The 14,306-nt window shown below is 52.0% G+C and carries 14 protein-coding genes and 1 pseudogene; 9 read left to right on the forward strand and 6 right to left on the reverse strand.

The window, feature by feature from the left end:
- Positions 1-16: 16 nt before the first annotated feature.
- The gene (locus CKQ53_RS11440; RefSeq protein WP_085652417.1) at positions 17-1,168 is read left to right on the forward strand and encodes an MFS transporter; all 1,152 of its coding nucleotides are present in this window, start codon (positions 17-19) and stop codon (positions 1,166-1,168) included.
- A gap of 451 nt (positions 1,169-1,619) precedes the next feature.
- On the opposite strand, the gene CKQ53_RS11445 is transcribed toward CKQ53_RS11440, so the two are convergent.
- Entirely contained in the window at positions 1,620-2,264 is a 645-nt protein-coding gene (locus CKQ53_RS11445) for a TetR/AcrR family transcriptional regulator (protein WP_094118791.1), read from the reverse strand.
- Between the two features lie 221 nt (positions 2,265-2,485).
- On the opposite strand from CKQ53_RS11445, the gene CKQ53_RS11450 reads away from it, so the two are divergent.
- The 4 genes from CKQ53_RS11450 to CKQ53_RS11465 are packed head-to-tail and all read left to right on the forward strand — an operon-like array spanning position 2,486 to position 6,962.
- Positions 2,486-3,964, forward strand: coding sequence for an efflux transporter outer membrane subunit (locus CKQ53_RS11450; protein ID WP_118895001.1), 1,479 nt, complete (start codon positions 2,486-2,488; stop codon positions 3,962-3,964).
- Positions 3,961-5,544, forward strand: a complete 1,584-nt coding sequence (locus CKQ53_RS11455; RefSeq protein WP_118895003.1) for an MFS transporter — start codon at positions 3,961-3,963, stop codon at positions 5,542-5,544. Before CKQ53_RS11450 ends, CKQ53_RS11455 begins: the two co-directional genes overlap by 4 nt.
- Positions 5,545-5,561: 17 nt before the next feature.
- The gene (locus CKQ53_RS11460) at positions 5,562-6,572 is read left to right on the forward strand and encodes an HlyD family secretion protein (protein WP_094118790.1); all 1,011 of its coding nucleotides are present in this window, start codon (positions 5,562-5,564) and stop codon (positions 6,570-6,572) included.
- 54 nt (positions 6,573-6,626) lie between these two features.
- The gene (locus CKQ53_RS11465) at positions 6,627-6,962 is read left to right on the forward strand and encodes a DUF190 domain-containing protein (RefSeq protein WP_085652422.1); all 336 of its coding nucleotides are present in this window, start codon (positions 6,627-6,629) and stop codon (positions 6,960-6,962) included.
- Between the two features lie 60 nt (positions 6,963-7,022).
- On the opposite strand, the pseudogene CKQ53_RS19070 reads toward CKQ53_RS11465, so the two are convergent.
- Positions 7,023-7,121, reverse strand: a pseudogene (locus CKQ53_RS19070) (transposase); the annotation flags it as partial.
- Positions 7,122-7,502: 381 nt separating this feature from the next.
- On the opposite strand from CKQ53_RS19070, the gene CKQ53_RS18575 reads away from it, so the two are divergent.
- Complete coding sequence (locus tag CKQ53_RS18575) at positions 7,503-7,829, forward strand: hypothetical protein (RefSeq protein ID WP_176223490.1); 327 nt, start codon at positions 7,503-7,505, stop codon at positions 7,827-7,829.
- A 14-nt stretch (positions 7,830-7,843) separates the two neighbouring features.
- On the opposite strand, the gene CKQ53_RS11475 is transcribed toward CKQ53_RS18575, so the two are convergent.
- Complete coding sequence (locus CKQ53_RS11475; RefSeq protein WP_208640002.1) at positions 7,844-8,437, reverse strand: TetR/AcrR family transcriptional regulator; 594 nt, start codon at positions 8,435-8,437, stop codon at positions 7,844-7,846.
- 95 nt (positions 8,438-8,532) lie between these two features.
- Here CKQ53_RS11475 and CKQ53_RS11480 point away from each other — a divergent pair, with 95 nt between their 5' ends.
- Positions 8,533-9,396 carry a nuclear transport factor 2 family protein gene (locus CKQ53_RS11480; RefSeq protein ID WP_094118789.1) on the forward strand — a complete coding sequence of 288 codons (864 nt, stop codon included), beginning with the start codon at positions 8,533-8,535 and terminating at the stop codon, positions 9,394-9,396.
- Between the two features lie 312 nt (positions 9,397-9,708).
- Here the strand turns inward: CKQ53_RS11480 and yajD are convergent, their stop codons facing one another.
- Positions 9,709-10,056 carry an HNH nuclease YajD gene (gene yajD, locus CKQ53_RS11485; protein WP_085653697.1) on the reverse strand — a complete coding sequence of 116 codons (348 nt, stop codon included), beginning with the start codon at positions 10,054-10,056 and terminating at the stop codon, positions 9,709-9,711.
- A 796-nt stretch (positions 10,057-10,852) separates the two neighbouring features.
- Between yajD and CKQ53_RS18980 the strand changes: the two genes are divergently transcribed.
- Entirely contained in the window at positions 10,853-11,065 is a 213-nt protein-coding gene (locus tag CKQ53_RS18980) for a hypothetical protein (RefSeq protein ID WP_139824068.1), read from the forward strand.
- Here the strand turns inward: CKQ53_RS18980 and CKQ53_RS19025 are convergent.
- Entirely contained in the window at positions 11,001-11,324 is a 324-nt protein-coding gene (locus tag CKQ53_RS19025; protein WP_409359771.1) for a phage integrase central domain-containing protein, read from the reverse strand. The two genes, CKQ53_RS18980 and CKQ53_RS19025, sit on opposite strands and share 65 nt — an antisense overlap.
- Before the next feature lie 857 nt (positions 11,325-12,181).
- Between CKQ53_RS19025 and CKQ53_RS11495 the strand changes: the two genes are divergently transcribed.
- Entirely contained in the window at positions 12,182-13,120 is a 939-nt protein-coding gene (locus tag CKQ53_RS11495; RefSeq protein WP_118895005.1) for a hypothetical protein, read from the forward strand.
- Between the two features lie 3 nt (positions 13,121-13,123).
- Here CKQ53_RS11495 and CKQ53_RS11500 read toward each other — a convergent pair.
- A protein-coding gene (locus CKQ53_RS11500; protein ID WP_118894811.1) for an IS3 family transposase occupies positions 13,124-14,292 on the reverse strand; the annotation gives its coding sequence in 2 pieces (ribosomal slippage) (positions 13,124-14,043 and positions 14,043-14,292; 1,170 coding nt in all).
- Positions 14,293-14,306 lie beyond the last annotated feature (14 nt).

Below are 14,306 nucleotides of genomic sequence, written 5' to 3' on the forward strand. Positions count from 1 at the left end.
AACAGGAATATAACTGATGGAGCTGGCACAAAAGTCTCGATGGGCTATTGCTGTACTCTTTTTTGTTAATGGTTTTGTACAAGGGGGATGGGCCGTACAAATAACACAGCTTGTTCCCCGTTTTGGCGTGGATGACAAGACAATCGGTCATCTCATTTTGATATTCGGTCTTGGCGCGTTATTGCTGATGCCACTGTCGGGTATTTTGATGGCGAAAATAGGTTCGCAACGCGTTGTCCAACTATTTTCTATTGCGACTTCTGTCGCATTGATCCCTTTGGGACTGGTCAAAAATATACCCTCATTAGTCGTTGCGTTGTTTACTCTCGGGGCCATGATCGGCTCAATGAATGTTGCCATGAATGCCAATGCCGTGGCAGTCGAAAAAAAACTCTCTAAGGCAATATTATCCTTCTCGCATTGTTCATGGAGTATAGGTCTGTTTGTCTCGGGTTCTATTGGCGGCTATTCCGTCAAGCATTTTGGATATTTAGGCCATATTTTACTGATGAGTGTGGCAGCAATTTTACTCGTCAGTATGACATTGCCTTTTGTCATGAAAGATAAGCCTGAACCAAAAGAAAATATCAAACAACCCATGCGGTTGCCTCGTTCAGCCAAAATTTATTTTATTGGCGTGATGGCCCTTTTTGGAATGATCCCAGAATGTGCAGTTGTGGATTGGTCTTCACGCTATCTTATAAAAGATCTTCGTGCCGATATTGAGATAGCCAGTCTTGCCTTTGCCTTATTTGCATGTGGCATGTCAGTGCTTCGCTTAATAGGGGATCATATTCGTGACCGCTATGGCGCAGTCTGGATCATACGCGCATCGAGTATTTTGGCGGCCGTGGGCGTTCTAATCGCTGCATTGGCGATCACACCTTGGATGGCAATTTTCGGCTTCGCACTCGCGGGAATAGGTATCGCCAATATTGTACCGATCGCATTTTCTGCAGCAGGGAATCAACCGGGAGTTCTCGCCAGTACGGGAATGAGCATCGCGACGACGATTGGCTATTTAGGGACGTTGATGGCTCCGGCGCCGATCGGGTACCTTGCGGAATATATCGGCTTCTCTGCCGTGTATGTGTTAATGGCATTGATGTTGGGTAGCATTTTTTTGATGGCGCCAATAGTAGGGAGAGTCGGGGCTAATAAAATATAAATTTTTATCAGACAGAGTTAACGATATCGTCATTATCCCCTTGCTCTCGATTTAATAACGCTGAGTCACCTAAAGACCTATTGATTAAGAGTTAATAGCTCTACCGACTGAGTTGACGATCCGCTCGGGTACTCGCTAAAAGTTTTTACTCGTCATCGGAGCACAATTGCTGAGTGGCAGAGGCCGATTCGGCATTGACGTGGCCCTCTACACCGTTGCTGACAAAACGTTATATGGATCAATCGGCTGGGATCGCCTTTGCCAGTCACTAGCGAATAGACTAGCTAAATAAAAATCCCCATTCCTATTAATACGACCGGCGTAACCACCGATTAATGCGAGTGACATCAAACTGATTGGAGAGATGCTTGTGATCGCGCAACGGCGTCATGTCGCCCCAGGTGGCCGCAGGCGTTGCGTAGGGCTTACCTGTATGTCACACGCTTCTATTCTACGATGGCTTGTGATCTTCTGGGGGCACAACAGCAAATCGCCCGATGAAGGTGTCGACGGCCAGCTTTACCCATCTGTCAAGTTGGCCAGGAGAGGCCCGCGTTCCTGGATGTAACAAACAATCCAGTTGTCCTTCGCTGCGCACCATGCCAATGAAAAGGGCGGCGGCGGTCTCTGCACCGATATCATGGACATTGATATCGCCGGCCTGTGACGCCGCACTTAGCTGTTCCGCCACCATCGCGGTAACGACTTTGGGGCCTGACAGGTAGAAATGCCTGCCGGCCATCGGAAAGCGGGGAGATTCGGCGACGACCACTCTGAATAGCGCGACACCTGTCTCGGATAACACGATATCCAGATAAGCCCGGCCGATGTCCGTCAACGTTTTGGCAAGGTTTCCGGGAGCGGGCTGGATCGCGCTGACCGTCGAGGCCATTAATGCGCACTGCCGCTCAATCACCGCCATAAACATGGCCTCTTTACTGGGAAAGCAGGCATACAGCGTCTTTTTGGAGACGCCGGCTTCACGCTGAATCATATCCGTCGTCGCGGCGCTAAATCCATGCGTCAGGAATACCGAAGCCGCTGCATTTAAGACGATGGATGCCTTGTCATGATAGGGATGAATACTTTTAGGCACAGAGCGCTCCTGTGTTGAAGGCCATTATAGTCAGCAAGTATACCTACCGGTATTCTGAGGTAAAACTCATTTCTTACAACGATATTAAGAAATTGACGATATTTGATTTATTCCGTAAGATACCGATCAGTTTCCAGTCCTGAATACAATCGCAATATCCCCTTTATTTTTGTTGCTTTAATGAAGAGAACGCGAGTGCCGTTCTCAGTTTGAGGAATTGAATGAACCGTCTTGTTCGATACACATCGCTGTATCAAGGCGCACCTGCTCTGATTGCTCTGTTACTGGCAGGATGCGTTACTCCCCCGTCGGCAGAGGTGCCCGACACCGGCTCGAAAGTCGCAGCGCTGAAGGCGCGTGAGGCTATGGTCGCCGGGCATCCCGCACTGATCGGTTCCCGGGCGCCTGATCGCTGGTGGACGTTGTTTAACGACGCCACATTGATACAACTAGAGTCTGAAGTGGGTGCCAACCTGGATTTGCGGACAGCGGCTCTGCGTATTGACGAAAGCCGCGTGCAGTCAGGGCTGGTTGATGCTTCCCGCCGCCCCAGTCTTTCCGCCCGTAGCGGATACGCCAGTTCCGCCATCAGCGAGAACTCGCCCACCCATCGGCTCGGCGCGCCGACCAGCAGCTATGATACCTGGTCGTTAGGGATGGAAGCCGCGTGGGAACTGGATTTATGGGGGCATCTGCGCCGTCGCGGCGAATCTGCGCAGGCCAACCTGCAGGCAGCCTACTACGGCAGAGACGCGGCTGAGGTTTCCGTTACTGCAGAGGTGGCACGGACCTATATTCTGCTAAGGGGTATACAGGCGCAGGTGTCGCTGGTGGACGCGAACCAGCGCATTGCCCGCGATTTGGTGCGCATGGCCGAAAGCCGGGAACGTAATGGGGTGGCTAACCGTTTCGATGCCGCATCGGCACGGGCGGATGCCGCAGCCCTGGAGGCGAGACTAACGGACCTGGACCATCAGCGAGCTACGTTGATGAACGCGCTTGCGCTGTTGCTGGGCAGGGCGCCGCGAGAGCTTGATGCGCGTTTGACGAGCGCCGCGCTGCCGTCTATGCCTGCGCAGTTGCCGATTGGCGTACCCTCCGACCTGGCCCGGAACCGACCCGATATATTGCAGGCGGAAGCAAAGCTGCATGCCGCAGTGGCGGACATCGGCGCGGCAGAGGCCGATTTCTATCCACGCATCAGCCTGACCGGATCGCTGGGCGTGCAGGGTTTCAATTTAACGGATCTCGGCAGTTGGGATTCCCGCCAGTTTTCGGTTGGCCCTACGCTCTATTTGCCCATTTTCGAAGGCGGGCGCTTACGCCGACAGCTGGAGTTAAGTGAAACGCGTATGTCTCTGGCGGCTGTTTACTATCAGCAAACCGTGCTGCGCGCATGGCACGAAGTGGACAACGCGCTGGGCGCTTATGCCAGTGAAGGCAAACGGCATGAACTGCTTCAGACTGCCGTCGAAAACAACCAGGTGGCACTCTCCGTAGCCCAACGCTCTTATCAGGAGGGTTCGGCTGATTTTACTACCGTATTGATTGCCCGCCGCACGTTGCTGGCAAGTCAGGCAGACCTGAGCGACTGCGCAACCGCCTCAGCACTGGCCGTTGTCTCGCTGTATCGTGCGTTGGGCGGTGGATGGTCGGCAAATCTCCAGGCTGAAACCGCGAAGGACAGGATACGATCATGAGTACGGCAATGCCCGCTTCCGCTCCGTCCATCCCTCAGCCCCAACCGGTTTTTAATTCCCGTCTGGCCGTGGGTCTGTTAGGCATACTTCTCGCCGCGATGGTCGCCGGTCTGAGCAGCCGGGTTCCCTCTCTGGTGCTGGTTGATATACAAGGAGGGCTGGGTTTTGCAAAGGATGATATCTCCTGGCTTACCACCGCCTATTCGGCTGGTGAACTGGCCGCCATGCCATTTGCGGCGTGGTTCGCCATCACCTTCTCAATGCGCCGTTTCCATTTGACGATGCTGGCGGCGGCAATGGTGCTTGCCGCCCTGTTGCCTTATATCCGCGATTTGCACTTACTGCTGGCGCTGCGTGTCCTGCATGGTCTGTGCTCGGGGTCGCTGGTGCCCATCCTGATGATGGCTGCGCTGCGTTTCCTGCCTGCGCCGATCAGGCTGCACGGCCTGGCATTGTTCGCGATGACGGCCACACTGTCACCCAATGTCGCACTCTGGCTTGCCAGCGTCTCCGTCGATCAACTGGATAACTGGCGATGGGCATACTGGAATGTCATTCCTCTGGGGCTGTTAGCCATGGCGATGGTCGCATGGGGGATTCCTGAAATGCCGATGGCGCTGGCGAGGCTAAAACAGGCTGACTGGTTTGGTATGCTGTTTGCCGTACCCGGCCTGATGTTGTTGGTTCTCGGCATCGATCAGGGCGTGCGTCTGGACTGGTTTCACTCACCGATGATTGTGGCCGCACTGAGTGTTGGTGCCGGCTTTACCGCGTTGTTCTTTATCTGCGAGTGGTTACATCCTACGCCATTCATCCGGCTGGACTTATTGAAACGGCGCAATATCTGGCTGGGCTTCATCACGTTGTTGGGCTTTTTTGTCGTCACCTTTTCCGGGGTCGGTTTACCTGCCAATACCCTGGCTGGACTGCACGGTTTTCGCCTTGAGCAGACGGCTTCTTTGGGATTGATGGTTGGTCTTCCGCAACTGATTCTGGGGTCCTGTGTAGCGGTTATGCTGTACCAGCGCTGGGTAGACGCGCGCTACGTCTTTGCCGCCGGCCTGGCATGCATGGCCGCCGCATGCTGGCTGGCGTCGGGGGTGACGGATGAGTGGATGGTGCCGCAGTTCCTGGTCATCACACTGTTGCATGCCATCGGGCAACCGCTGGCGATGGTTGCCATGCTGTTTCTTATCGTCAGCGTCGTTCAGCCAATGGAAGGCCCCTATCTGGCGGGGCTGGTTAATATTGTGCGCGTCATCAGTACGGTTGTGGCGGGGGCGCTTATCAATCAACTGAATCTGATACGTACCCGCACTCACTATGAGTCGTTACGGGATCAGGCCGGCAACCTTTCGGCGCAATGGGCAGGTTTTCATCCCTCGCCTGACTCGCTTATCGCGTTGGTCGTCAGGCAGAGCAGTGTGCTGGCGGTGGCGGATGTCTACCGCGTTATCGGTTTGGTTGCGCTGCTGATGATCCCGCTGGTCCTTAAGTTCCAGTATATTCCGGCGCCTGTCGTTCCTCGTCTCTCTCCGTCCGTTCCGTCGGCCACGCAGCCTGGCGTGGCATCAAAATAAGCTAAAGAAAAGTGAACATGACTACTAAATCTAAACTGAAAATCACCCTCGCACTGATGGCCGCCGTCATGGTGATCTCGGCTATCTGGGTACTGAACAAATCGGAGGCCGGCGCCGCCTCGCAAAGCACAGATGATGCTTATGTACGTGCGGATTTCACCGTGATTGCCCCTCAGGTTTCAGGTGTAATTAACACGGTTTCCGTGGATGACAACCAACAGGTAGAGCAAGGGGCGCCTTTATTTCAAATTGATGATCGAGAATTGGTGGTTGCGCGCGAAAATGCGCAGGCCAATATCGACAGACTCAATGCACAATTGGAACGTCAGCAAAGCCTGATTGCGCAGGCAAATGCGGCGGTTGCCGCCTCAAATGCTAACCTCAAACTGGCGGAACGAAACCACCAGCGCTTTATCAATCTTGCCCGTGACGGTTCAGGTACAGTAAAGGACCAGCAGCAGGCCGAAGCGGAGTGGGGCGTACAGCGTGCCGCTTATGAACGAGATCGGGCGGGATTGCGCTCAGCCGAACAGCAGGTAAAGGTTCTACATGCCGAGCTGGATAAGGCCCGGGCGGAAAAAGCGGATGCTGACCTGCGGCTATCCTATACACAGGTAGCCGCCCCGATAGCCGGCACGGTGGCGCAACGCCATGCGCGTGTCGGAGGGTATGCGCATGTGGGCGAGCCGCAGCTTACCCTGGTGCCGCTGGATAAGATCTACATTGAAGCCAATTTTCGTGAAACCCAGTTAGCGCGTATACAGGTTGGACAGGCCGTAGACATCACGGTGGATGCGTTGCCCGACGTACATCTTACCGGGCATGTATTAAGTGTCGGGCCTGCTAGCGGCGCAAGCTTTTCACTGGTGCCACCACATAATGCGACGGGGAATTTCACCAAAATCGTTCAGCGACTACCTGTTCGTATCCGACTGGATAAAGAGCAAAAAGACGTGATGAGGCTACGTGTTGGTATGTCAGTCACACCGACTATTGATGTGGGCGATACCCCATCAACACCAATGTGATGAACTGTTTTCTTATCACGTATCCAGAATAACTTACTGTTTCTGAGGTGACGTATGCACGGCTATCAAATAACGTTTTTTACCCAGCAGGACCGTTTACATGGACAACGTCCTCTTGCGCAATGGCTGATCGAAGAAGCCCGACGTCAGGGCATTCGCGGCGCGACGCTGAACGGCGCGCTTGGCGGGCTGGGGCACGATGGAACCGTGCATGCGGTCAACCTTTTTGATCTCTCCGACCAGCCGGTTCAAGTCACGCTGGTGGTCACTGAAGAGGAGGCCGCGCGGTTCTTTCAGATTTTGGAAAAAGAGCAGGTAAACGCTTTTTACGTTCAGGTCGCCGCTGAGTTTGGCACATTGGGAAGCGGACCATCAGAGACGAGCCAATAGTCCCGGCAGCCGTCCAGTGGAAGAAGAGGCAGTGGCGTTTAACGGAGGGGCGATGATACCGCCCAGCCGGTCGGAAACTTCAGCAACGGAATAGCCACGCTTAGTGATCTGCCGGACGGCCTCTTTTTCATATTCAGGTGTACGTCGTGGTGTGCCCATACGCTCCTCCTATGCTCAAAATATAGGGCAGGATTGTCTACCGTGGCAGGGACCGTCCAATTATTCATATTTAGGGTATACCGTTGGGTTACCATCATCTTAATTAAATATTATGGCCCTATATTTAATCTATTTATATTACGGTGCATCAGAGGTAATTAATTAAAGTATCTTATTGTTTTATAATGATTGCGTTAATTATAAAAAACATCCGTGAATAAATTCTTGTTTATTTTATTAGGCTTGCAATATAAGGAAACCCAATACCAAAAAACGAATAGACTGTTTACTAATATGAAACAGTGCGTTTAGCTATCCGGTGTTTTCACCGACTGTGCGCTTTATTATATTCGGTAACTCCTGAAATGAGTTGGAACCGAAATGAATAACACTATTTCAAAGCCACTTGTAGTGCTCATTGCCTGCCTATCTGTGGGTGGATTAATTTCTACGGATATATTTTTACCTGCATTGGGCGATATGAGCGTTTTTTATAAAGTCACAGAAGCACAAATACAGGATGCCATCGCGATATTTTTATTGGGTGTCGCTTTTTCTCAAATCGTGGGGAGAGTTGAGGAGATACCCTTCGCGTTGGCGGCATCTTATCCCTTCCGCGTTTACAGCTCGATCGCTGAAGCTAAGGGACCGGCACGCTTCGAGGTGATAAACGCTGCTGGACACCTCGTCGCCGTTTCGACGAAATGACAACCAACGGCCGCTTATCCCTCCTTTAATGCGCTCATCGACGTTTCAACAATCCCGAGCAGCGTTTCGCGGCCTGCGCCATCCTGCGCCTGAAGCGAAATACCCTGAATTATCGCGGCGAAGTACGTGGCGAGTCGTTCTGTGTCGGTATCGGGCGGCAGCTCGCCATCGGCGATTGCACGCTCCAGTCGCAGGCGGATCAGGCGTATGGTGCTGTGCCGAAGTTCACGCATGCGATCGCGCAGGGAGGCATTTTGTGGCAGGCAGTTGATTAGGCCGAGAGTGACTAAACAGCCTCCCGAAGAGGGGCTGGACAGCGCGGTGTCCAGACTCGCCAGTAGCATGGTCTTGATGACATCGCGTATGTTTCCGCTGTCGGCCAGCGCGTTCATGCTGACGGAACCAGCCGTTGCAAGATAAAGGTCGAGCGCTTCTCGGTATAACGCTTCTTTCGATCCGAAGGCGGCGTAGAAACTGGGCGGGTTAATGCCCATCGCGGCCATCAGTTCGGAAAGCTGGGCGGCTTCATAGCCTTTGGCCCAAAAAATTTCCATCGCGCGTTGGAGTGCCGTATCACGATCGAAGCTCCGGGGACGTCCACGGGCCATAGGATCTCCTTTTTGTAAAACCTATTACATAAATATTGACGAGGTAAATCCGCGTGCCAATAATGTAATCTCTATTACATAAATGGAGCAAGCGCATGTCTGATCTTTCCGAAAGCCGTATCGAAATCGTTCGTCGCTACTTTCGCGAGGTGGATGCAAGATCCGCCACTTTGCTGGACTTGTTCACAGAAGATGTCGAGTTCTTCTTCCCCAAGTTCGGCGCGATGCGAGGTAAGGCTGCGCTTGCCCTGTTTGCAACGCGCATCGCCAGAGACGCAGCGACGCTCTCTCATGACATTGATGGATTGGTCTTCACCGTTGACGGCGATCGCATCGTCGTGGAAGGGCGAGAGTGGGGAGTGACCGCAGAGGGGCGGGCGTGGCCGGATGGCGATATTTCGCAAGGCCGTTTTGCCACCGTCTTCGAGTTCGACGGGCTGTTGGTCAAGCGAGCGTTCATCTATGTCGATCCCGACTTCACCAGCGAAGACCGCAGGCGTGTTGCGCTGTACCGTGACGGTGTTTCTTCTCCGACACCTCACCAGATTGCTTCACTTTATTTTGAACGATGGGCGGTCCTGTGGGCGACGCCGGACGATCCTCTGGCTCTGGAGGGGGTGCTCGAACTGTTTGCAGAAGACGTGGACTGGGACATCCCGGGCGATCGGGACACGGTGCCCTGGATCGGCCCGCGCCGGGATCGCCAGGAGGTGAGTGCTTTCCTTATGGAACTGGTGGCACAGATTGCCCCTGAGCGATTCGAGGTGCGGCGAATTCTGGCTGATGCCGAGGAGGCGGTGGCGGTGGGTGAGTTAGCCTCCCGGGTTAAGGCCACCGGACGGTTGATTACCAGCCCCTTTGCTTTCGTACTGACCGTCCGAGACGGTAAAATCGTCCGTTTCCGTATGCTGGAAGACAGCCATGCGGTCGCGGCTGCGGTATCAGGACCGCGCGTTTAGACGGTCTCATTTAGTCAATCCTAACGTCACCAGGAGTCAGACCGAGACATGCCGAAGAGGTGCTTGTCGGGTCAGCGCGCACGTTATGCTTTATCACCGTATGGGCTTTCAATGGAACAGATTGGAAGCGGAACGCGCCGTTTTTTTACTCATGAATGGAAAAAACGCCACGGCATTCTGTTGAATACCTTGGCGTTGATTTTAGGGAATCTAGCGGGATCGCCTTCGCTCATCAGTGGCTAAGCTTCGATTCGAATGATGCTGCAATGTCTGTCGAAACCACCCCAAGGCATCAAGTGATGCCACGCGGAGTTATTTCTTCTTGTTAATCATGGATTTTAAATCGGCAAAAGGATTATAGGTTGCCGCGTCGATATCGTTTTGTGCGTCTTCGCCCGCCACCACGGTTGAGCCGTACTGATCCGCTTCCGTGTACTTCGAGTGTTCGTGGTCATGGCAATAAAGGCACAAGAGCTCCCAGTTACTGCCGTCTTCCGGATTATTGGTGTGGTCGTGATCGATATGGTGAACGGTCAATTCCCGCAAGTTTGAATAAACAAACTCCCGCGAGCAGCGTCCACATATCCACGGATAGATTTTTAGTGCTTTTTCACGATATCCGCTTTCTAAACGCGTGTAGTTTTTGGGGATTAGTGCCATTGCCGATGTTACCTGTCATAAAGAGATTGCCCCTAATATATCCCATAATGGAACCTCCGCCCAATGTGGCCGCCAGCGATTCATCGCCAGAAAACGACCGGGTGATTAACACGCTGCACTCATCAACAGCGGTCGTCCTGGTATTACGCGATTAGGCCTTACCTTGATTAACGAAGGGGCGAACGGTCGTGTTTTTTAGCGACCCACTATCATGAGATTATCTGGAAATAGAGTTCACCGTTTGGGGGTAAAAGCTGAACGACAATAGGGTCTCCTGCGCTTATCGGAGCCCGTATGTAGGGATCCCACCGCTGACACTGCGTTGAGATCGGCGAGCGAGCTGGAGACCGAGCGACTCATACCCATCCCCAGCAAAACAATTTTATTCGTTAATTGTCTGAAAAGCGCGGAGCACAACCGGTTGTTGCCGTGGTTTTGTTCATGCGGCGATCCTTAGTTTTATTTGTCAGAACATGAATCTAGGGATCTAAAACAGGCAAGTGGCTTCCCGCCTCGCGAAATTGCGTAATCAGATTTTCGAATCTGACCGGTAACGGCGTTTCAACCGTTTAACCCAACAACGTTTTTGCTCGGGTAGGGTTTCCTCTAAATCGCCCAACATCAAAATTACGAGGGGAGCCTCGCGAACCTCTACCTCTGCATGTTGAGACGTATGTGACGCCGCCAATGTTGCCAGTTTGACCGTTTTCTTGGAGTGGTACGTCAGTGTGATCCGCTGGTGCGGCCGACAGGAATATAAAGCGCGATGTTAATAAAGGGGAAAGGAGATATTTTGATGTGGGGGCAGTCCATTTTTAAAATCTCTCTTGTGCGAGCGAGCCAAGCACAATTCGCTGGAACTGATGAACAAGTGCAGGGTGAGCAATACCGCCAGCTGGGTCAGTTCCCGGCCTTGCTAATAGTTTTCAATGCGTTCCAGCAACTCAGGCAGACGCTGCCAGCGGCAGATTCAGGTAATAACATTTCACTGACGAAGCGGTTACGCTAACTAAATCTAGCTCCGGATTATTTCCCACCCATCCTTGCTGAACCGCGTAACGCATAATGTTGCACAGATGCTGCTGTGCTCGGGATGCGATCTCCAGCAAACCGTTTTTCTCAATACCCTTCAGCAGGGCAGTGAAGTGCCGGGTTTTGAGTTCCGTTATCGGGTGATTACCGATCGCCGGAAAAACATAATTGCTCAGGCAGGCAAGCGGCCTAGTTTTTCGATTAAGTTCTGTTGCTTTTAAGCCACCGTAGCGCAACGGTCTTGAAACTTTTTACTATCGAAATGGTGAAGTACCAGAGACGTGAACAAGCAGGTTTAACGCGGAGATATGGACTGTGTGAGTCAGATAGTTTTATGGGGGGAGCGGGAAATGTTAACTTGCGGATTTTCGTGACATATAAGAGACATTTGGGGGGCACTCCGTCATCGAACCAACCTGCCCCCAAATCTGACCATCAAATTCCCCGATGCGGAGAAAAAGCCTGAAACGCAGTTGAAAGCGTTCTCGTTACCTTACCGCATCAAAACGCTAAAGAACTTGCTTAGGTACATGCAAACAAAAAGCCCGCTTAAGTTTCCTTAAGCGGGCTTTTCTAAAATTGGCTCCTCTGACTGGGATCGCCTTTGCCAGTAACTGGCTAATAATTAAGCTAATCCTGAATTCCCCTCTTGTCAAGACCACCAGAATGACCACCAATCGAAGCTGGTTACATAAAACTGATTTGAGCGGTCTACGTTCATTTGGTAATCGTTACTATGGTTATGTCTACGAGGGTAGTGTTGTTTCTGTCCTCATAGTGGAATTGTACCCGAGAAAATACCAGGGAGCCTGTTCTGTGCATATGTTGTGTGAAAAGGTTTTTGGTCAAAGAGAGACTGCCGAAAATAGAGCTAAAAACCGTGCTCGTGTGTAAAATTTGGCCCTAACTAACCAATTGAGCAATTTCATATTTTGCGTAGACGCGCGCCCTAAGTTTTTGGCAAGTGTTTTCACACAGTCTGCGCCAATAGCGGACGTTCAAAGTATTCAAGTAGTTACAATATTATGTTCTGGCTTGGGTCTCTAAACGTGGATATGGTGAAATCAAATAATTTTTAAGGGTCAAGATTTCTATGAATATAGCAGTAAGGAACGTAGACAAAGTCAGAGTATCACGTGCGGGACACACTTTTCATGAAAGGTGGACAGCGCGGCGAGCTCTTCAGCTTGTGTTCCCGAAGGATAATCTTTTCGCGATAGTGATCGAAGGCCTATCCCCTAACGAAGATCTAAAGCTTGGAAAAGAGGCAGAGGATATAGCCGACCTTGTTCTTTATTATGGCAATGGAGATACTTTCGAAACCTGCACAGCCCAGCAGATTTTGCAGTTCAAATACAAGGAAGCTTCCGAGCCCGTCACATCATCCTATCTGAAAAAAACGATCAAGAAATTCGCCGCAACACTGCGAAACTTTAAGGTCAGCATTTCGGATGAAGACATAGCGAAGAAACTGTCATTCGGGTTCGTGACGAATGCGGAATTTTCTGGTGAGCTTTGGGATGCTATCGCGTGCTTGAAATCGGGTCGCGCACCGGGGTCCAATAGCGCCAAGAAGCAACTTGAGTACCTCAAAACCTGGTGCAAGGAAGAGAAGGTCGAAGCGGAGGACATTTTCCTGCTCATCGAGTTTCGCGCTGCAACAAATGATTTGCCTGCGCAGAACCGATTCTTGCGACGAACAATCAGTGATTGGTCGGCTGACTCAAGCGGACTGGCTGCAAGGAGGCTGTTTGCACTCGTAGAGATTGTCCGAGAGAAGTCGCAAATCGAGGGGCAGGGCAAGAATTCTATCAGGCGTGAAGATATCCTCGATGCTCTTGAATGTGATGAGGATCAGTTATTTCCAGCGGATACGCGGTTTGTTGATGTTGGTGATGTCGTTGAGCGCAGCGCCTCGCAAGATGTCAAAGACGAGATCGAAGCCAGCAATCTTCCCGTATTCCTCCATGCTGACGGCGGTGTTGGAAAAACTGTCTTCATCCAGAGCCTTACCACATATCTGACAGTGTAGTGGTCAACGAAAACTGGCCACCGCGTTAGAGTTTTTCCAGTATCGGTTTTCCGATTCGTTTGGTGGTAACCCACCATTATATTCGTGCGGTCTTAGTGCACTGTAATATCCAACGATATAGTTCGTTATGGCGTGAGCTGCATCGCTGAAGCTTACGTAACCCGTCACCGGCACCCATTCGTTCTTCAGACTCCTGAAGAAGCGCTCCATTGGGCTGTTATCCCAGCAGTTTCCGCGCCGGCTCATACTCTGTCTGATTCTGTATCGCCACAGTAACTGCCGGAACTGCCTGCTTGTATAGTGACTGCCCTGGTCGCTGTGGAACATCACCCCAGCGGGCTTACCGCGAGTTTCCCATGCCATTTCCAACGCCTTCATGGTGAGTCTGCTGTCCGGCGAGAACGACATTGCCCAACCCACTGGTTTTCTTGCGAACAGGTCGAGAACAACGGCGAGGTACGCCCAGCGTTTACCTGACCAGATATAGGTCACATCACCGCACCACACCTGGTTGGGCTCCGTTACGGCGAACTGTCGCTCAAGATGGTTCGGGATAGCAACGTGCTCATGACCGCCACGTTTATACCGGTGAGTCGGCTGCTGGCAACTGACCAGTCCCAGCTCTTTCATGAGCCTGCCGGCAAGCCAGCGCCCCATCTGGTAGCCTCTCTGGGTTGCCATTGTGGCGATGCTTCTTGCTCCGGCCGAACCGTGGCTGATGCCATGCAGCTCAAGTACCTGACTGCGTAATATAGCCCGTCTGCCGTCTGGCTTTTCAGGACGGTTTTTCCAGTATTTGTAGCTGCTGCGATGAACCCCGAACACATGGCAGAGTGTGGCCACAGGATAACGCGCCCTGAGTTTCCCGATTATCGAGAACTGTTCAGGGAGTCTGACATCAAGAGCGCGGTAGCCTTTTTTAATATTTCGTTTTCCATTTCAATACGTTGCATCTTCTTCCTGAGCTCACGTATTTCGATTTGTTCCGGCGTTATCGGGGAGGCTTTTGGTGTTTTGCCCTGACGCTCATCACGCAGTTGTTTGACCCATTTCGTCATCGTGGAAAGACCTACATCCATAGCCTTGGCGGCATCAGAGACGGTGTAGTTTTGATCGACAACCAGCTGAGCAGATTCGCGTTTGAATTCAGGACTAAAATTTCTTCTTTTCATTGGAGCACCTGTGT

This window comes from Lonsdalea britannica, from assembly GCF_003515985.1.
Lineage (GTDB): Bacteria > Pseudomonadota > Gammaproteobacteria > Enterobacterales > Enterobacteriaceae > Lonsdalea > Lonsdalea britannica.